Source organism: Leptolyngbya sp. 7M, from assembly GCF_018128485.1.
In genome coordinates, this window is sequence record NZ_CP070897.1 from 1200357 (window position 1) to 1219411 (window position 19055).

Here is a 19055-nt window from a genome sequence, read left to right on the forward strand (position 1 = left end):
ATGTCCGCTGGTTCGAAACATCTAATAATTGGCGTGTTCGTCATCACGGTTCTATTTGCTGCGTCAATACCTTTGACCGGTTACATAGGGTCAATTAAACCGCCGCTCCCAAAAGGTTATGAAGACGATGATATGTCGCTTCAGACATCGAAAATAAAGGGGTTTGCATTCGGTGCCGAAGGGCTTGTAGCAGATTGGTATTGGATGAATTCGTTGCAATACATTGGGGGCAAGATCTCCAAGGTCGGGCTCGATCAAATAAATATTGACGATCTGAGAGGGCTTAATCCAAGGCTCTTGTATCCGATGCTGAACAACACTACGGATCTTGATCCGCGGTTTATCGCGGCATATTCCTATGGAGCTACGGTGCTCCCGGCAATAGACGTTGAGCAGGCGATCGCCCTTACTGAGAAAGGGATAGCAAATAATCCTGATAACTGGCGGCTTTATCATTATCTCGGCTATATCTATTGGCGAAAGAAAGACTATGAAAGAGCCTCCGAAGCGTATGCCGCGGGATCTCGTGTTCCCGATGCAGCACCATTTATGAGGGAGATGTCGGCGGCGATGCGTACACGTGGAGGGAGCCGCGAAATCGCACGGCAGATGTATCTTCAGATCTTTGAGGAAGCGGACGACCAACAGTCCAAAAGCAATGCGGAGCTTCGCTTGATGGAGATAGATTCGCTCGACGAACGTGAAGCTATAAACAATGCCCTGTCTTCCATACGCGAGGCTCGGGGCACCTGTCCGGTGCGGCTTTCTGAGGTCATTCCAATGCTCCGCACCGTTTCACTACCTCGCGGCCGTTCATTTTCCACGAACGATAAGAATGAACTCGTAGATCCAACAGGTTCACCCTACCGCTTTGATCGCGAGAACTGTAAAGCCGATCTGGACTTCCGTTCGCGGATCCCAAGAACTCTCGAATGAGAAATGAAGAAACTGACAGTGTCCTGAGCTTGTTTCGTGATGCGGGGATCCTCGTCATTGCGGCAGGCATAGTTATGCTGCCGATATTCGTTTTCGGGATTCCGTCCGGAAACGACCTTCCCGAACACTATCGTTTTGCAAATGCCTTTAAGGATTCCATCGCTAATGGTCATCTGATACCCTCATGGTCCGCCGCGGTCAACCACGGGTTTGGCGACGTCAGTGTCAGGTTTTATCCGCCGATGGCATATTATCTTCTGGCGACTGCGGAATTTTTCACCGGCAGTTGGTATTACGGAAGCAAGGTCGTATTCCTTCTGCTCTTTTTTATTGGTGGCCTGGGAATATACTTATGGACGCGTGAATATTTTGACCGGGTGTCATCATTGACGGCGGGCATTGTCTATATGGCTTTGCCTTATCACGTTAATCAACTTTTCAACGCCTTTCTGTTTGCTGAATTTGTCGCAGCCGCGATAGTTCCATTTGCGTTTTATTCGGCGGTTCGTTTGGTCCGAGAGCCGGGCATAACATCCACAATCTCTTTTGGGCTGTCCGTTGCGGGAATAGTGCTTACACATATTCCAACAACGATCATTTCAGTGATCGGATTGGCGGTTTATGTCTCAGCTCTGCTGATCATGAGCAAGAACCGGCGGGCTATGATCGGATATGCCTCAGGTATTACCATCGCTCTTTTAACAACTTCTTTCTATTGGATACGCGTCGTCTCAGAGATAGCCTACATCAAACACGCTGGACAGAGCTTTGGCTCTGCTGATTTTGACTTTCGCAATAATTTCCTATTTTCCTATTTCCTAAATGAAGGTCCAGAATATTGGGACCGCTCGTTATGGTTTGGTGATGCAATGTTCTTGCTGACGGGCATGGTTGCAGCATCTGTTTTTTATCTCACAACCCGGAACCGCAGTGACGGTGTACGATCGATAATATTTCCGCCATTCTTAGTCCTCTGTGTGGCGGTTTTCTTCGCAACTCCGCTTAGCTATCCTGTTTGGGCAAATCTGCCCGGCGTATCGGCGATCCAGTTCCCGTTCCGATGGATGTCGCTAGCTACTATCGCAACAGCGTTCCTGGTGGCGGCAGGCTTCAGCCCTACATTGGATCTTTTGCGCTCTAAACATCGGCCTATTGGGATGATCGCTGCCGGCTCTCTTGCGCTGGCGGTTGCATTTTCTATCTTCCAGGTAATGCGGCCGGCTCGATATTCAGAGATGGCAATTTTTGAGACACAAGTGTCATCGTTTCGGACAAGCGAGAGCTGCGAATGTTGGTGGCCGATATGGGCAAAAAAAGAGGCATTCGGAAACAAAGCACCTGTATCATCTATCGACAGAAAGCTCATCCACTTAGCGGGAACCCCAATCGATAGGACATATTCGATCAGCGATGGCCCGGCCGGCCCTGCGAGGTTCGCATTGTTCTATTATCCGTTTTGGCGTGCGAGCATTGAGGGAGTTGAGAGAACGATCCACCCCGCCGCGGACGGAACTATGGAGATCCAACTTCCGGAGAACGCTCTAGATATTCGACTCAATTTTCAAGAGCCGCGCCTATACCTTTTCGCCCGCTTTGTTTCGTTGGTTATTTTTATTGTGTTGCTTGGCATTTACGCAGGAGTTGCCTACCGGCGAACAAGCTAGCAGAGTTGATCATCCAAGCGAGTTTTGTTTATGAAATATATCGTCGAAATAGAAGGACTTACTAAGGATTACGACGTTGGTTTCCTCAAGAAACGAAAAGTTAGAGCACTTGACGATCTCAACCTTAAGGTCGAGCCGGGCCAGATATTCGGGTTTCTTGGCGGCAATGGCGCCGGGAAAACTACGACCATCAAGATATTGATGTCACTTCTGTTCGCTTCCGCGGGGAGAGCAAAGATCTTAGAACGTGATATCTCGGACAGATCTATGCATCGTGAGATCGGATATTGTCCGGAGAATCCATATTTTTATGACTATCTGACAGCACGAGAATTAATGACCTATTTCGGTGAGATATTCGGAATTGACAGTTCAAAATGCAAACAACGAACAGCAGAACTGCTTACCAGAGTCGGATTGCGTGAGAGCGACTGGGATAAGCAGCTTAGAAAATATTCGAAAGGAATGCTCCAGCGTGTAGGTATTGCACAGTCACTGATCAACGATCCAAAGATAGTGTTCCTTGACGAACCTATGAGCGGGCTCGATCCCATGGGACGCCGCGAGATCCGCGAATTGATCGCAGAACTCAGACAAAAAGGCACTACGGTTTTTATGTCCACACATATTCTTTCGGACGTTGAAGCGCTTTGTGACCGAGTTGCCATTCTTCGGCGAGGAAGGCTGGCCGCGACCGGTGATCTTATTGACCTGCTGAGCCGTGATCAGGAAAAGCGTGCATTCGAGGTGATCGCGGCAGGTGTTAGTGCAGAAGCATTGACCCAGGAGCTTTCAAATTCCGGCGGTGCCAGGATCACCCCCAAGGCAACTGGTGCGGTTGTCGAGGTAAAAGATGAGAAAGATGTGGATACCGTAATATCAGCGATCAGAAAGACCGGCGGCTCATTGGTTTCGGTTCTGCCGGTAAAACAATCGCTTGAAGACTTTTTTATCGAAACTCCGGTAGATCCATCAAATAGACAAGAAGAAAAACATCATCATTGAGGCACTAAAAGATCAGGAGATCAGTTCTTTGGCTGGCGTATCGCCGTAACTCTCCAGCGAATATAGGCCCGATCATCATTCCGCTTAAAGCCAGCTATCTCCAGCGTGATCGGTATGGTCTCGCCCGGCGAAATTGATCCGCGTTGGGTCGGCACGACCAACACATCCTTACTTTTCAGCATATTATTTTGCTGGTCAAAAACGGCAGCATTCACGGAAAGTCCATTATAAAGACGTTGGCCCTTGTTCTTGACGTTCCCAACGATATACATCGAAATACTGCCAAATGCATTTGGTGATTCGATCGTGTTCTCACCGGTTTCGATCACAATATCATTGGTCAGTTCGTCAAAACCCGGATCGCCTTCGTGAAGAGCATCTGCCAGAACCGCGGCCTTTTGCTCCTCCATTGATGGCTGCATCATCAGGATGCCAACAAATACCGCCATTATCGCAACACCTGCTATCATCCCGATAACCAACCCCTTGTTAATGCTCGGTCGCTTTTTGTTTTGCTGCAAAAGGGTTTCCATTTCTACAGTGCTTTAGATGCTGATTAAGCTATTAAGTTCCCTTAGGTTATCATCAGCTTGAGCTGATAAGGAAATGAACAGCGATAGCAGGATTGACGAGAGAGATAAGCTCTATGTTGAGGTCGCGCTGCCGATCCCGGTGCGCAGGACATTTACGTACCGAGCTGATAAATATATCGCGGCAAGTCTTTCTCCGGGCACACGCGTCCTTGTCCCTTTCGGAAAAAGAGAATTGGTCGGCTTCATCGTGGGAATAGATTCGAAAAGGCCTGCAACGATAGACGAGGAGTCCATCAGAGACATTATTGACATTGTCGATCCGGAGCCGATCATTACTCCCGAAATATTCGAACTTGCTCGCTGGACGGCAGATTATTATGCCGCTTCATTTGGCGAGATGCTGAAGGCAACGCTACCGGCAGGCATAAGCTCCGTTGCTTCCCGGACGTATAGACTCCTACATAAAGGATCCTCCATCCTCCCGAGTAAACAGAATTCCTCCGCTCTGAAATGGCAGCTGCTTCGCAAGATCGACGAATATGAAGCGATAGATGAATCAGACCTGATCAAAGATGTCGAACCTAAAAGTGCCCGGCGGGCTATCGCTGAACTCAAGCGAGCCGGCTTCATTGTCTCAAAACCCCGTGTCGTCCAACCGCGTATCAAGCAAAAACGTCAGAAGGCGGTGCGTCTTAAGACGTCCGCGCGGGAGCCTGTAAAACCTCTTTCCGAAGCCCAAAAGCGGATCCTTGTATTGCTAAACGAGAATGGGGGTGAAATGCTTTTCACGGACTTGTTGGAAAAGGCTGAGATCAGCTCTTCCCCATTAACTACACTTGCAAAAGCCAGCCTGATCGAGATATTTACACGCGATATCCAACGAGATCCGCTTGCGGATATTGAATTGCCGGAGCTCGATCCTATCGTACTAAATACTGACCAGACGAGTGCCCTAGATGCCATAAATTCGTCGCTAAGGGCCGAGCAATATGCCTGCTTTCTCCTTCACGGCGTTACCGGAAGTGGCAAGACTGAAGTTTACATCCGAGCAATGCGAGAAACTCTTTCGCTTGGCCGAACGGCTCTTATGCTTGTACCTGAGATCTCTCTGACCCCGGTTTTTTCTCGCCGTCTGAAGACTGTATTTGGTGAGAAGGTCGCGATCCTACATTCCAACCTTTCCCCCGGTGAACGATTTGATGAATGGAGAAGAATACGAGACCAAAGGGCATCGGTAGTTATCGGCACCCGTTCTGCAGTATTCGCTCCACTCGATAATCCTGGTATCATCATCGTTGATGAGGAGCATGATACGTCTTACCGCCAGAACGAATCGCCTTCTTATAATGGCCGAGATGTCGCCGTCAAGCGCGCCCATTCGACTGGAGCAGTAGTAGTTCTCGGTTCTGCGACGCCAGCTATCGAATCTTTCCATAACGCACAGATCGGCAAATACAGATACTTGCCATTAGGAAACCGGATCGGCGGTCGTCCGCTTGCCAAGGTCGATCTGATCGATATGCGAGAGGTCTTCAAATCCGAAGGCAAAGATGTGATTTTCTCCAAAGCTCTCGTAAATGCAGTAGAACACACTCATTCAAGAGGAGAGCAAACAATAATCTTATTGAACCGGAGGGGGTTTTCTTCTTTCGTTATTTGTCGAAGCTGCGGGGAAAGACTTGGATGCAAAAACTGCGACATTGCGCTGACCTACCACAAAGCAGATCGCAAACTTGTTTGCCATTATTGCGGTTATGCGACCAGTGTTCCGGATGTTTGTCCATTTTGCAAAAGTGAGTATCTTTACTTCATCGGCCACGGCACCGAACAGATCGCAGAGAGATTATGTAAACGGTTCGACCATCTGCGTATCGAGAGATTAGACCGCGACACCGCAAGACGCAAAGGCGAGATGGCAAGGACTATTCTGGACTTCGACAAAGGAAACATAGATATCCTTGTCGGGACCCAGATGATCGCAAAAGGTCATGATTTTCAGAATGTAACACTTGTAGGCGTTGTTTCCGTTGATGCAGGGCTTGGCCTTCCGGACTTTCGTTCGGCCGAACGAACATTCCAGCTTCTGACACAGGTCGCCGGACGGGCAGGACGCGGCGAGCTGCCCGGAAATGTTCTGATCCAAACCTATCATCCGGGACATTATGCTCTCCAATTCGCGGCCAAGCAGGATTACGAAGGGTTCTATGAACAAGAACTCTTATATCGCGAGCGTTTTGGATATCCGCCATTCACGGTTTTGGCCTCAGTGCTCTTCAAACACAAAAATGAGGATTACGCGCGGCGAAGTTCTCGTATCCTACGGGAATGTATGGATCGAAAGAATACTGATCGCTCAGTTCGGGTGCTTGGGCCGGCCCCCGCTCCGATCTATCGTATAAAGAATGAGTTTCGATATCAGCTAATATTGCGTTCAACAAACAGAAAACTTTTGCGTGAGAGGATCGATTCCGCGATGGGTGAGGCAGAGGCGCTAGGATGCGACCTTCGGATCGCTAGATTGGAGATCGATCCGATGGACATTATGTAGCAACGCACTTAAGCGAAGAGTTAGATCACAAATCAAATTGTTTCCTTAGACTTTCAGTGTATGGAGCGCGAGCAACGCCTTTTTCGGTTATTATCGCCGTCACGAGCTCATTAGGCGTTACGTCGAATGCGTAGTTACTGACACCGATGCCGTCCGGGGCCAACTGAATGTCGCGCACATGAGTAATCTCACGTGTATTGCGTTCCTCGATAGGAATGTCGTCACCGGTTGGGCAATTCTTATCGATGGTCGAAAGCGGTGCCGCCACATAGAAAGGGATGTTATGGCGCTTGGCAAGCACTGCCACCATATAAGTACCGATCTTATTTGCCACGTCTCCATTAGCCGCGATCCGATCGCTTCCTACGACTACCGCCTGCACACGGCCTTTTTTCATCAGGTGGCCGCTCATATTATCCGTAATGAGCGTTACCGGGATATCATCTTTGTGCAACTCCCAAGCTGTTAATCTCGCCCCTTGTAGATAAGGACGCGTCTCGTCTGCGATCACTGCAATATTCTTTCCCTGCTCAACAGCTCCGCGAATAACGCCAAGTGCAGTTCCCCAAACGCCGCCCGTGGCCAACGCACCCGCATTACAATGCGTGAGAACCGAAGAATTATCCTCAAGCAATCCCCCGCCGTATTGAGCGATCAGCCTCTGTGATTCGATGTCTTCGTCGTGGATCGACTTCGCTTCTGCCGCAAGGATCTGCTTTATCTCACTGACCGTCCTGCCCTCGCTTTTTGCCAAAAGAAAAGTTTCCTTCATCCGTTCGATCGCCCAAAAAAGATTGACCGCAGTAGGTCGCGTCGCAGCAAGCACCTCGCAAATATATTCGATCTCTTCACCTAGATCTTCGACCGTGGTACCCACAAATTGTTTTGCACCAAGAGCTACCCCATAAGCGGCTGAAACACCGATCGCCGGCGCTCCGCGGACCACCATATCCTTGATACCGTCAGCAACGTCATTGTACGTTCGGAGCATCAGCCACTTCTCCTCACCGGGTAAAAGTCGCTGATCAAGCATGGCAACGCCTTCATCGGTCCATTTGACGGGTATAATATCCAGTTTCATAAGCAAAAATAGCCGCAACGATGGTCAAAATTACTTGCAGCCAAAGCCTGAACTCTAAACCAATTTCAACGCAGTCTCAAGAAAGCTGAAACTTTTTTCCTCTAAGTTAACGTTACTACATCGTAAGTAAAGTTTAAGATGTTCGACCTTTTCAAGTTGGAAAACTTCCTGGACAGTGTGCATTCATCGGTCGTTACCAGGCGATGGGCGCAGCTTTTTACTGCATTTGTCAGGGTTCTTTTGGGTGTTTCCTTTATTCCGCCGAGCATTCCAAAAATAATGCACAGGCCGTTCACACTTATTCCCGACACCCATCCTGTCGGAGCGTACTTCAGCGCACTTTACAACACGGGGTATTACTACGATTTCCTCGGATGGACACAATTGACCGCAGCGATCTTTTTGATCATACCGCGCACTGCTCATGTCGGAACTCTTTTATTCTTTCCGATCATAGTGAATATAGCGGTCTTAACAAATTCTGTTGGCTTCAAAGGCACCTGGCTCGTAACGCTGCTAATGGCACTCGCGGCTCTTTATCTGGTCTGCTGGGAATATGACCGGCTGAAGCCATTCTTTTTTAGTAACCGAGATCTCCGAACTGTTCCTCTACCGTATCAATTCATCACGATACCGCTCTTTTTCGCGGCGGGCGGCTTCGCCTTAAATCTTGTTTTTCGGATGCTATTGATCGGGAACCTGAAAGATTATCTGTGGGCAGGAGGTATTCTGTCAGCAATAGGTTTCGGATTCGGCATCATCGTTGCTTTTCATTTTCACTACATGGCAGTTGGCAAAGTTAACTCTAATACCAACAAAACCACCAATAGCGAGTAGCTCTATTCGAATCAGAAGTTGCCTCTACCATCTGTCACGCGGTTTATGGTTTGAAACTCTTCGGCGGTTGCTTTATAGTTCTGAAATACTTTGCTCTCGAACCTCAATTCCGCAATAAATAATGCAGCAAGCAGCAGCCGAACGAATGGACCTGACTTTTCGCTCTTTTTCCCCTTTTTCCCGACAGCTTCCGTCGCCGATACAAGACCTGGACCGGATCTCGATGAATTTCTATTGGTGCTGGCAACCTGAGGGAGCCGCTCTTTTCCGGGACATCGATCCGGAGCTCTGGGAACGATGCGAACAACATCCGCGACGTCTTTTGGCAGAGACTGGCGAGCTAAGGCTTTGGCAGATCGCTGCAGATCCCGGCTATCTCTCACGTCTTAAGGAGTTCGCTGCCGGATTTGACGAATACATAAATTCTGCCCCGAAGGACGATCATACGATTACCGCCACCGCTGAGCGGCCGGTGGCATATCTTTGTGCTGAATATGGCGTCCATAATTCGCTGCCCAACTATTCGGGCGGACTTGGGATCCTTGCCGGCGATCATCTGAAATCGGCTAGCGATATGAGACTTCCGCTTGTTGCCGTCGGCCTCCTTTATCGATACGGCTATTTTCGGCAAGATATTGCACACGATGGCTGGCAGGAAGAGCACTATTCCAACATCTTCGATCAAGGCCTGGCAATCACGCCTGTTGTAGATGAGAGCGGCCAACCGGTCCGTGTAATGGTTCATATCCGGGGTCGTGAGGTTCAGATCCAGGCCTGGCTTGCCCAGGTAGGGCGCATAAACCTGTATCTCCTGGATACGAATCTTCCTGAGAATTCTGAAGTTGATCGAATGATCACGGGGCATCTTTACGGAGGAGATTCCGAAACACGTATTGTGCAGGAAAAGGTCTTAGGGATCGGCGGAGTCAGGTTTCTACGCAAATTGGGCGTAAAACCTTCGGTCTTTCATCTGAACGAGGGACATGCGGCATTTTCCACGTTGGAACTGGCTCAAGAATATCTTGCCGAATATCCTGATTCCAACTTTGCCCAAGCTCAAAAGGCGGTTCGGGAGCAATGCGTATTCACGACACAGGCCTTGGCTGGTCATGAGGTGATTCCAATTGCAGGGACGCTGGACTGGTCCCTCACACCAGTGAATTGCACGGCTGAGGCTGTGTTTCAACTAGTGGCTGCGGCGCATCCCGATCTGGTGGTGGTAGGTAATCTGCACAACATGGAACAGCCGCTGGATGTGTTGGAACTGTTGGCCAGCCATTTCTATACGGTTTTCATCATGCATGACCAGTGGTTGCTGACTGGACGCTGTGGCTATGTGGGAACCTGCGAAAAATACATGGTGACCTGTGATGCTGCCTGCCCGACCAGTAACGAATATCCTCGCCTAGCGCCGGACAAAATCAAGGATGCTTTTGAACGCAAACATACTTTAGTGCGTAACTGCGATCGGCTTTTGGTGTTGGGTGATAGTCATTGGACTACCAATTGGGCTAGGTATGCGTTTTTCAATTACCAACCTCGACAAGCTGTAGTTGAGCTAGATCATAAGTTTCAAACCATTCACTATGGGCTTGATCTGAAAACTTTCTATCCGCGGGATCGCCAAGAGTGTCGTCGGCAATTGGGTTTACCGGAAGACAAGTTCATTATTTTAACGGGTAGTCAGTCGATTGAAGATGAGCGCAAAGGGTTCAGATTCTTAGTGGAAGCGCTTAAGATTGCTGCACTCGATAATGTAATGGTGGTCAGCTTTGGTTATGGGGCTTCGATTGTGGAAGGTGTAGAAGTTCACAGTGCTGGCTATGTTAGCCATCCCCTGTTGTTAGCTTGCTATTACAGTGCGGCGGATCTGTTTGTTGGCCCTTCCCAGGAGGAGGCGTTTGGCCAAACCTTTATTGAGGCGGCGGCTTGCGGTACGCCTGCAGTGGGCTATGCATTAGGCGGTATCAAAGAGGCGATTACAGACGGAATCACGGGTCGAGTGGTTATCAAACGGACGCCTGAAGCGCTAGCAGCGGTGATTGCAGAACTTTATACTGATGAGAGACAACGCCAACTCCTGAGTACTTTAGCACCCATTTATATTGCCAATACTTTTTCGTTCCAGTCGAGCTATCACAGCTTTATGGTGGCGCTGGATCAGAGCGGTTGGCTGAATCTACTCCAGCTCAATCCGGCAAGTAAGTTTGCGGCCCATCTGCCAGATCTGACCCAACCGACAGTTGTGATGGGTGAGAATGGGCAGACTCTGCATAGTGTAATTTCGGGTTCAGGTGTTACGGGTCACGCGCTGACAGGGTTTAGTGGTATGGAACCGCCTTATCCTCAGCTTGAGCTAGAAAGTCCTAGTCAGTGGTTGCTGTGGCCTGAAGGGGAATTTGTAGTGATCTCTTCTAAGTCTCAACAGGGGAGTCTTGTGATCAATTGCCGCAATATTTCTCCGGATCAGCATCTGGAAATTTGGAGAAATGGACAGATATGTCTGCAGGAGCAAGTTCCTTGTTCTGATATCAAGCGAAGAAATGTGTTGTCGTTGACAGTCTTGCTTGAACAAGGAGTGAATAGGTTTACGTTGAAGGTAAGCGATTATCAAATAGATGAAAGTCAACGAAAGTTAGGTCTGTTGATTGAAAAGATTGAGTTTGAAGTTTGCTCGAATTCGTAGTTTTTGTAATATTGTCATGTGTTTATTAGTGTAATTGTGAGTCATGTCACTGCTACATTTATAAGATCTAATGTCTAATTGTATTTAAGGGATTGGTGTAGACGAATGTTTATTCTTAGATCAGCGAAATTTACATGTAAACGAATAAGCAAATAAATGAGCAAAGCTCATGAAATAAATATGATTGGATAGCTTGCTTCTGTTCGGTTAATGTTCAGTTAATGTTCAGTTAAGGTTTCAAAAATCAATGTTCTGTAGATAGGTTGAGATAATGCAAAGGGTGATTTATACACAGGATCAACAGGAGATTAAGCTGGAAATGGCTTCTCCAGCTAATGTGGCTAGCTTTTTTGTCTTTGCTATTCCCAAATCTGGCAGTGTGTTGCAAGACAATGTGATGGAGGATATCTGCCAGTATCTTGAAATTCCCGCTATTAGCATTGCTAAAACTGCTTTTAAGGAAGGAATTGAGGAAGGTAGGTTTAGTGAGGATATCTGCGAACTGTTTGTTGAACAAGGATACTGCTACTACGGATTTCGCTATTTTCCACCCTATCTGAATAATTTTGACATCAAGGGTTTTAAGAAAATTCTGCTAGTTCGGGATCCGAGGGATATTCTGGTGTCTCATTATTTCTCAATGAAGAAGAGCCATCCTTTGCCTCAGGGTGCAATGGGCGATCAGCTAGCGCAGTTGCGACAAAAGTTATCGGAAGTAGATATCGATAGCTATGTATTAGAGAATGCTGAGCGATTCGCTGATATCTTCAGGGCTTATGCTCGAATTGAGGATGAGAATCTTAAGCTTTTCCGTTATGAGGATATTATTTTCGCCAAACACCAGTGGATTAGCGAGATTTTGACTTTTCTGGATTTAGAAATTGAAGATTTCGACATCGCAGAAATTGCAAAACGGCATGATATTTTCCCGGATCAGGAGAACTTTGACTCGCATATACGTAAAGTGACTCCTGGTGATTACAAAGAGAAATTAAAGCCAGCGACGATAAAGATTTTGAACGAATTGCTGGAAGATGTGCTGATTAAGTATCGATACGAGTTGACTTAATCAAGAACAATTAATAAAAGACTCAACTCACTTTTAATAAGAGTAATTCAATCAGGTTTTAACAAATAATTCTCAGCTCTAGAGTTTGTCGAAATTTAGAAATCCTGCTCACGTCTTGCTAAATCCTGAACTATGAATTACTTAGCTGAAGCTTACGCTGCGTATAGCCAAGGAAATTTGGACGAGGCATATCTTCTGTCTCAACAAGCTACTACAGCAGAACCTGGCAGTGCAGAAGCCTATGCCCTATGGGCAAAGGTTTGTCAAGCGCGATTGAACTACGAGGAAGCACTCAAGCACTATCAAAAAGCTGCTGAGTTAGAGCCTGAGAAAGCGATATACCGCTACCAAATGGCGAATGTTTTTATGCTGCAAGGCAATTATAAACAGGCTGAAGCCTTCTATCGTCAAGTGCTTGATAGTGAGATTGATGACCCTTGGTTGTTCTGCAATTTAGGAAAAGCGCTCCTGTATCAAGACAGTATTAAGGAAGCGGCTGATTTCTTGCAGAGGGCTGTTGATTTAGCTCCCCAATTAGCAGAAGCGCATAGTTGTCTTGGACGAGTTTTGTCCAGACAAAAACGCTTTGAAGCAGCAGATCTGCACTATCAGAAAGCTATTGAGCTAGAGCCTAATCAGTTTATCTACTACCATGACTGCGGAGATAATTTCCTGCTGCAAGGCAACTATCAGGCGGCAGTGGCTGCTTATCACAAAGCGATTGAACTCAACTCATCGTATGTATGGTCTTACAGGAATTTGGCTAAAGCCTTACTACAGTTGGAAGAATGGAACAATGCGGCTACTGCACTTGAGGAAGCCATTTGCCTAGGTTCTAATTCTGCTGAAACCTATATTGAGTTGGGCTATGCTTTCTCAAAACAACAGAAATTTGACAGTGCAATTGCAACTTATCAAGCGGCAGTTGAAAAGCATCCTAACGATACTGTCTTGTATTGTGAGCTAGGAGCAGCGCAGGAGAAAGCTGGTGATAATACAGGATGTATCTTGAGCTTACGTCAAGCGATTGAGTTGGATCCTCAGCAGCCAATGTGGGTCTATGAAACATTGCTGAAGTTGGTCCACCAGCAGGGGAATTTGGATGAAGCAATTGCGATCGGTCAGCAAGGGGTTAAACTGTATCCACAAGCATCTCTAGAGCAACATTTGAATTGCTTACAGCAAGAAATCCAGGCAAAAACCACGTCACAATCGAAAAATCAGGAATTGGCCATTAATGGAGATGGCAAGCATCCATCTCAGCCTAAACCTACCTCAGTAACTTTGTCCAATGATGCACCTTGCACCAAGATATTTATAGTCACTCCTACCTGTAATGTCGTTGATACAATTGACCGAACGATTGCCAGTGTAGTTTTACAGGCTGGAGATTTCTCGATCCGTTACCATGTTCAGGATGGTGGCTCCACCGACGGGACGATTGAAGTACTGGAACGTTGGGCTGAGCGAATCAGAACAGGCGCTATTCCTCTCTTGTGTAAACAAATAGAGTTTACCTATGCAAGTGCTGAAGATGAAGGTATATACGATGCCTTATTTAAGGGTTTTAGTAGCCTAAGTATGCAACCTAACGATTGGATGACATGGATCAATGTGGATGACATACTTATACCCGGTGCTTGCGCTTTTATAGCAGAGCTTGATAAACAGCTTGATAAAAAAACGGTTCGTTGGGTAACTGGTACTACATTCGTTGCCAGTAGCAATGTACCAGTTGCAACTATCGAAATACCAGTAAATCAAGAGGTGATCAAGCACGGGCTATGTGATGGACGGCACTGGGATTCTATTCAACAGGAAGGCACGTTTTTCAGGAATAGTTTGTGGCGTTCGGTAGACACTGATCAAGGATTTAGAAGATATAAATTTGCAGGAGATTGGAATTTATGGCGTCTATTTGCAGAAAAAAAAGCAAATATTTTCCAGGTTGACTTTTCACTAGCGCAAAGCTCGAAAGCTATAAGCGAAAAGTCGCAGAATAAAATAGATAAATACTATCTAGAGATCGATAAAACTGTTCCAGAAGAGTTACGTTTTCAAAATCTACAGGCAATAGATCTGTATTCTTTAAAGCGGTGCTTAATTAAGAGTAGTATCGATGGGAAGATCTCGCTTAAGAAGGAGCCTTTTGATATCTATAACAAGGCTTCCTTGAGTAAGAAGTCACAATTTGACTTTGCTATCAAAAGTCAACATAGCAAGTTGTTGGATGCTAAATTAGCCGCAAAGCGCGTCACTTGTAATAAAACGGTGATAGGTTTTGACAGCGATTGGCAGTTTCCTGCAATTACTGAGAAGCAAGCATTTCTGAAAGCTTGCGAGATGCTGTCGGAGACTCAAGGTGCAGTCTATTTCGCATTCCCTTGGGCAACGCTAATTGACCAATTGAACACTGGAGTTATTAAAGGAAATGAACTTAAAGCGATACTGGATAGCTTCCAGGCAGAGCTTAAGAATTATCAATATGTGATCACGGTTTGTCAACATATCCTAATGCTGAAATACCAACATCTGTTTATTGATTCGGGTATAACTCACATTTACTGGAGCCATGCCGTCAAGGGGCAGACCACATTGCCCCAAAATGAGTGTGTTCAGATATTGCCTTTTCCCCTGTTTCCAGTACAGGTATCAGAAGCAGAAGTTAAGCAGGTAAATCAAAGAAAATATCTATACTCTTTCATTGGTGCAAGAGCTAATCAGTGGTACCTAACTAATGCACGAGATTTGATTATAGATAACCTCAGCAAAGATCATAGAGGCTTGGTTGTTGGCCGAGATAATTGGCACTTTCAAAAAGTTGTCTATGATCATCAAATTTTTCAGAAGCAAAAGTCTAAGCAGGAGTTGGTCAATACTCAAGCTACAGAAGAATTCAAGACTGTATTATCTGAAAGCCTGTTTAGTCTTTGCCCTTCAGGTACTGGGCCGAACTCGATCAGGTTATGGGAATCGATTGGGTATGGAGCTATTCCAGTGGTTCTAGCTGATACCTATCAACCTCCAGCCAACAAGTCTTTATGGGAAGAAGCAACGGTTGCATGCGGAGAAAATCTTGAAGAGATATTAGCTCTTCCAAATCGCCTAGCAGAAATGGCCAAGGATGAACAACTTATTCAAAGAAAGCAGGCCGCGCTGAAACAATTATGGATGTTGTATGGACCTGACTGTTTTATCCACGATATTGTGAATCTGTTTTTGGAGCTGCAACAAAAACAGGTAACAGAAGCAAGAAAGGTGGAGCAGTTAGCTGTATAAGAGCCTGCTTTAAAGTTGCTGATTTTGCCCTTACTCCACTAACCTCTCTTTCTGATGTTAGTAGAGTTATATTTCGAGGGAAATTGGTTATTTACTAGCCCGAGTGGCTGTGCCAATGTATATGCAAGCGGACGGAAGCCCCAAAGTATACCCTTGTGAACACGAAGGCGAGCGAAAAGCAAGGAGAAGTATAGTTTTGAGCGTCTCAGAATGCAGGATATTCAATAATTTCTGGATGGTTTTTAAGGTAGCGCACATTGTGTATTCTAAAGGAGATTTTTAGGTTAAATGGCTAAATTGACGTTGTATTTATTCGGTAAGCACTCTAAGAGAACCCCCTTTGCCTATCAAAGTTACCGCTCTATTTTCGAAAAAAAGTTTGATTATTCTACTGATCCTTTCAAGGCCGATGTGATTCTTACTGGCTTTATCAAAGACTTTAATGATGATAAAGAACTTATTCACCAAATTAAGTCTAAGAACCCATCAAGTAAACTAGTGGTGATTTCTGAAGAACCAGTTTGGGACACAATTTGGACACCAAATTTTACCCGTAGAATAGTTGAAATCACCTGTTTTGACAAAAGTTATACTGTTCACCAAATTAACCATTATAATAGTAATGTTTTTGAATTTTCTAGCTATCCTTACTATCTCACAACCCATAACCGTTTCTTTACGCGCTACTGTTCTATTTTCAAGACTGCAAGCAAATACTCTGAACAGGATATTTTAACTGTTTGGAACTCTGCACCGTACAAAATATCTTTTATTGCAGAAAAGAGACTGAGTGACAATTATGCCAAAAGCTATCCGGAGCAAAATACGTGGGGATTGAGTAAATTCCGTACAGACTTGGCGCTTAATTTTACTGGACAAAACAATTTGGTCGAAGGAAAAGGTTGGCATTCTAAGCAACCTCGGCAGGATCTACCAGATTGGCATCTTGATAAGCTTGTAAAGCTCAATAAAGCCAGCACATTTATTTCTGCTATTGAAAATACTTATTACAAGACGTATGTTACTGAGAAATTATTTGATGCTTATGCCTGTTTAGGAATTCCTGTGTATGTAGGTGGTGTGGAGCATGGAATCAGAAAGATTATTAAGCATAAATCCTGGATTGATCTATATGGCCTCAATCCTAAAGAAGCATTTGATAAGATCGATAGCTTTGTGCCAAATTCTGAGTTTGTGCAAGCATATATTCAAGAGTTGCAAAGTTTGGCTACACATTTTTCGGACTCATTTGCGTATATCTCAGAGAGAGAGCAATTTTCAGAGCGATTCAGTCAATTACTACACTGCCTTGAGGGCTAACAATTTGTGAATCTTTCAGCTTAGTCAGAGTTTTTCTCTGGATTCATGAAGTTACTAGGAGATGCCAAATGCGAAATATCCTGATTTTTGCAAACTGTCATGGTGCGATTTATAAAAACGCTTTAGTAAAAGCAGGAGTTGATCATCAATTTAATATTGAACATATTTTATCTTATGAGAATATAGAAAATTATAATGAGCTAAAAGGAAAGTTCTCTCAATGTGATGCGTTGATCATACAACCCATCCAATCCTACGAAGAATTTAAGCTTGAAAACCTTAAGACAATTCTTAAACCTGATTGTTGTATTATCAGAGTTCCCTTTGTTCGATTTAATGGCTTTTGGCCTCCAAATGATGTTCGTGAACTTGAGCGAATTAACAGTGCTGCTGTTATGTTTTTCCCAAAAATTTATGAAGAAAGGCAGGTTGCCCCTTATCTTCGTGGAGCCGATCTGGATGAAGATGTTATCCGATCCACATTCAATGATGCCATGTATCGTTTCTCAGAACTTGAGAAGTTAGGTGATGTTAAATTCATAGACTTTTTTAAGGAAAGATACAGAGATATACCATTTTTTAGGGACCCGTATCATCCCACTACGCCTTTTTATGAGTACCTGGCTTTACAAATAACTGAGATGATAAAAGAGTACTTTTTCTTATCGAAGGCAGCCTGTCAAAGTACCTCGAATTTAGCATGGAGTAAGGAATTTGGACATTTTAAGCCCATAACCGATCGCTTTGCTCAAGTTCTAGGGCTGAGGTACGATCTGAATTCCTATTTTGTATATTCAAGACATGATTTTTTAACTGGGGTACTAAGATATGAAAATCAAGGCATGAATACGATTGATAATTTAAGTGAGCTGAAGAATTACTTTGATACGGTGTATAAAGTGAAATAGATATGTTTAATATTCTAAGGTTAATAACAATCAGGGCAACGGAGGCAAAGTAGTAACTGTGAGTATAGGACTGGAAGGCCAAAACCTAATTTTCCTAATATCTCAGCCTCGAGCTGGTTCTACGTTGACCCAGAAGATTTTAGGAAGCCATCCCCAAATCCACACAATATCAGAACCTTGGATAATGCTACCACTTCTGTATCCCTTATGTTATGACGATCTTCAAGCCGAATACAATACCAAGCTGGCTAGAATTGGCTGGGATAACTTTTTTCAACAACTACCAAACAGTAAAGCTGCATATTATGAACATCTAGGTTTCATGTATGCTGATCTTTATAGTCAAGTATTAAAACCTACTGGAAAGAAGTATTTTTTAGACAAAACCCCACGGTATTATTACATTATTTCAGAAATTTACAAAGTCTTTCCACAAGCTCAGTTTATTATTTTGCTTAGGAATCCCTTGGCAGTTCTTTGTTCAATTATTGCTACTTGGGTTAAAAGTGATTGGTTGCATTTAGACCAATTAAAAAATGACATTGTTAAAGCACCTGGTTTATTGTTAGAAGGAATCAGAGAATTGGGCGATGATTGTCTGGTTCTGCATTATGAAAAGTTAATTGCCAAACCAGAGATTGAATTTAAAAGAGTTTGTCAAGCAATGAAACTGAAATTTGCTCCGAAAATGATTGAGTATGGTGCTACTAATTCAACAGTCTGGCGATTCGGAGACCAAAAATTGGTTTATCAGAAGTCTCGGCCAGATCCACAAAATTCAGATAAGTGGATTTCATTGCTCAAGGATCCTCAAACTTGGCAAATTGCTAATGACTATTTGGAATTTCTGGGGCATGAAACCTTGTTTCAGATGGGATACTCTTACCAAGAATTGCGAAAGACACTTGATACCCATCGCCCTCAGGAGCTTGATTCTGCTGATGTGATTCGCGTGGAATGGTTGCAGAGAAAATCTAACCAGAACATAGAGGTTGCTTCGATGAATTAATGCATGTTCATAATTTACAGTAGTTTATTTACAGCCTTTTTCAGGCTAGTGAAGTATGAAAAACGGGGTGCAGGGGCAGTGCCCCTGCGTGGGGGCGAAGCCCCCACACCTCCCATACCTCACATGAGTGAAAAACGCTGTATCGTTACTAAGGTTAATAAGACTACATTTTTCGATCGA

General features: G+C 45.0%; 13 protein-coding genes. 11 read left to right on the forward strand and 2 right to left on the reverse strand.

The features are described from left to right. Genes JVX88_RS05735 through JVX88_RS05745 form a run of 3 tightly spaced genes read left to right on the forward strand, consistent with a single transcriptional unit; the run spans position 1 to position 3605 of the window. Complete coding sequence (locus tag JVX88_RS05735; RefSeq protein WP_211626374.1) at positions 1–936, forward strand: tetratricopeptide repeat protein; 936 nt, start codon at positions 1–3, stop codon at positions 934–936. Next, positions 933–2600, forward strand: coding sequence for a 6-pyruvoyl-tetrahydropterin synthase-related protein (locus tag JVX88_RS05740; RefSeq protein ID WP_211626375.1), 1668 nt, complete (start codon positions 933–935; stop codon positions 2598–2600). The genes JVX88_RS05735 and JVX88_RS05740 overlap by 4 nt, the downstream gene beginning before the upstream one ends. A 30-nt stretch (positions 2601–2630) precedes the next feature. After that, on the forward strand, positions 2631–3605 hold the full coding sequence (locus tag JVX88_RS05745; RefSeq protein ID WP_211626376.1) for an ABC transporter ATP-binding protein: 975 nt from the start codon (positions 2631–2633) through the stop codon (positions 3603–3605). A 20-nt stretch (positions 3606–3625) separates the two neighbouring features. Here JVX88_RS05745 and JVX88_RS05750 read toward each other — a convergent pair whose 3' ends face one another. Then, on the reverse strand, positions 3626–4138 hold the full coding sequence (locus tag JVX88_RS05750; RefSeq protein ID WP_211626377.1) for a hypothetical protein: 513 nt from the start codon (positions 4136–4138) through the stop codon (positions 3626–3628). Positions 4139–4211: 73 nt separating this feature from the next. On the opposite strand from JVX88_RS05750, the gene priA reads away from it, so the two are divergent. After that, on the forward strand, positions 4212–6686 hold the full coding sequence (gene priA, locus JVX88_RS05755) for a primosomal protein N' (protein WP_211626378.1): 2475 nt from the start codon (positions 4212–4214) through the stop codon (positions 6684–6686). Between the two features lie 25 nt (positions 6687–6711). On the opposite strand, the gene mtnA is transcribed toward priA, so the two are convergent. Further along, positions 6712–7767 carry an S-methyl-5-thioribose-1-phosphate isomerase gene (mtnA, locus tag JVX88_RS05760; protein WP_211626379.1) on the reverse strand — a complete coding sequence of 352 codons (1056 nt, stop codon included), beginning with the start codon at positions 7765–7767 and terminating at the stop codon, positions 6712–6714. Positions 7768–7905: 138 nt separating this feature from the next. On the opposite strand from mtnA, the gene JVX88_RS05765 reads away from it, so the two are divergent. The 7 genes from JVX88_RS05765 to JVX88_RS05795 all read left to right on the forward strand — a co-directional run bounded on the left by JVX88_RS05765 (position 7906) and on the right by JVX88_RS05795 (position 18875). Beyond that, complete coding sequence (locus JVX88_RS05765; RefSeq protein ID WP_211626380.1) at positions 7906–8604, forward strand: hypothetical protein; 699 nt, start codon at positions 7906–7908, stop codon at positions 8602–8604. A gap of 121 nt (positions 8605–8725) precedes the next feature. Next, entirely contained in the window at positions 8726–11290 is a 2565-nt protein-coding gene (glgP, locus tag JVX88_RS05770; RefSeq protein ID WP_211626381.1) for an alpha-glucan family phosphorylase, read from the forward strand. Between the two features lie 271 nt (positions 11291–11561). After that, positions 11562–12359 (forward strand): sulfotransferase domain-containing protein, encoded by a 798-nt coding sequence (locus JVX88_RS05775; protein WP_211626382.1) that lies wholly within the window; start codon positions 11562–11564, stop codon positions 12357–12359. Positions 12360–12491: 132 nt separating this feature from the next. Beyond that, entirely contained in the window at positions 12492–15638 is a 3147-nt protein-coding gene (locus JVX88_RS05780; protein ID WP_211626383.1) for a tetratricopeptide repeat protein, read from the forward strand. A gap of 288 nt (positions 15639–15926) precedes the next feature. Continuing rightward, complete coding sequence (locus JVX88_RS05785) at positions 15927–16958, forward strand: glycosyltransferase family 10 domain-containing protein (RefSeq protein WP_211626384.1); 1032 nt, start codon at positions 15927–15929, stop codon at positions 16956–16958. 68 nt (positions 16959–17026) lie between these two features. Then, positions 17027–17866 carry a WcbI family polysaccharide biosynthesis putative acetyltransferase gene (locus tag JVX88_RS05790; RefSeq protein WP_211626385.1) on the forward strand — a complete coding sequence of 280 codons (840 nt, stop codon included), beginning with the start codon at positions 17027–17029 and terminating at the stop codon, positions 17864–17866. Between the two features lie 58 nt (positions 17867–17924). Then, positions 17925–18875, forward strand: coding sequence for a sulfotransferase family protein (locus tag JVX88_RS05795; protein ID WP_211626386.1), 951 nt, complete (start codon positions 17925–17927; stop codon positions 18873–18875). Positions 18876–19055: the final 180 nt, after the last annotated feature.

Bases quoted from the DNA above. Each gene is read 5' to 3' on its own strand.
- JVX88_RS05740 (WP_211626375.1), top strand. From the start codon at position 933: ATGAGAAATGAAGAAACTGACAGTGTCCTGAGCTTGTTTCGTGATGCG.
- mtnA (WP_211626379.1), bottom strand. From the start codon at position 7,767: ATGAAACTGGATATTATACCCGTCAAATGGACCGATGAAGGCGTTGCC.
- JVX88_RS05790 (WP_211626385.1), top strand. From the start codon at position 17,027: ATGCGAAATATCCTGATTTTTGCAAACTGTCATGGTGCGATTTATAAA.
- priA (WP_211626378.1), top strand. From the start codon at position 4,212: ATGAACAGCGATAGCAGGATTGACGAGAGAGATAAGCTCTATGTTGAG.
- JVX88_RS05775 (WP_211626382.1), top strand. From the start codon at position 11,562: ATGCAAAGGGTGATTTATACACAGGATCAACAGGAGATTAAGCTGGAA.
- glgP (WP_211626381.1), top strand. From the start codon at position 8,726: ATGCAGCAAGCAGCAGCCGAACGAATGGACCTGACTTTTCGCTCTTTT.
- JVX88_RS05745 (WP_211626376.1), top strand. From the start codon at position 2,631: ATGAAATATATCGTCGAAATAGAAGGACTTACTAAGGATTACGACGTT.
- JVX88_RS05785 (WP_211626384.1), top strand. From the start codon at position 15,927: ATGGCTAAATTGACGTTGTATTTATTCGGTAAGCACTCTAAGAGAACC.
- JVX88_RS05735 (WP_211626374.1), top strand. From the start codon at position 1: ATGTCCGCTGGTTCGAAACATCTAATAATTGGCGTGTTCGTCATCACG.
- JVX88_RS05780 (WP_211626383.1), top strand. From the start codon at position 12,492: ATGAATTACTTAGCTGAAGCTTACGCTGCGTATAGCCAAGGAAATTTG.
- JVX88_RS05750 (WP_211626377.1), bottom strand. From the start codon at position 4,138: ATGGAAACCCTTTTGCAGCAAAACAAAAAGCGACCGAGCATTAACAAG.
- JVX88_RS05765 (WP_211626380.1), top strand. From the start codon at position 7,906: ATGTTCGACCTTTTCAAGTTGGAAAACTTCCTGGACAGTGTGCATTCA.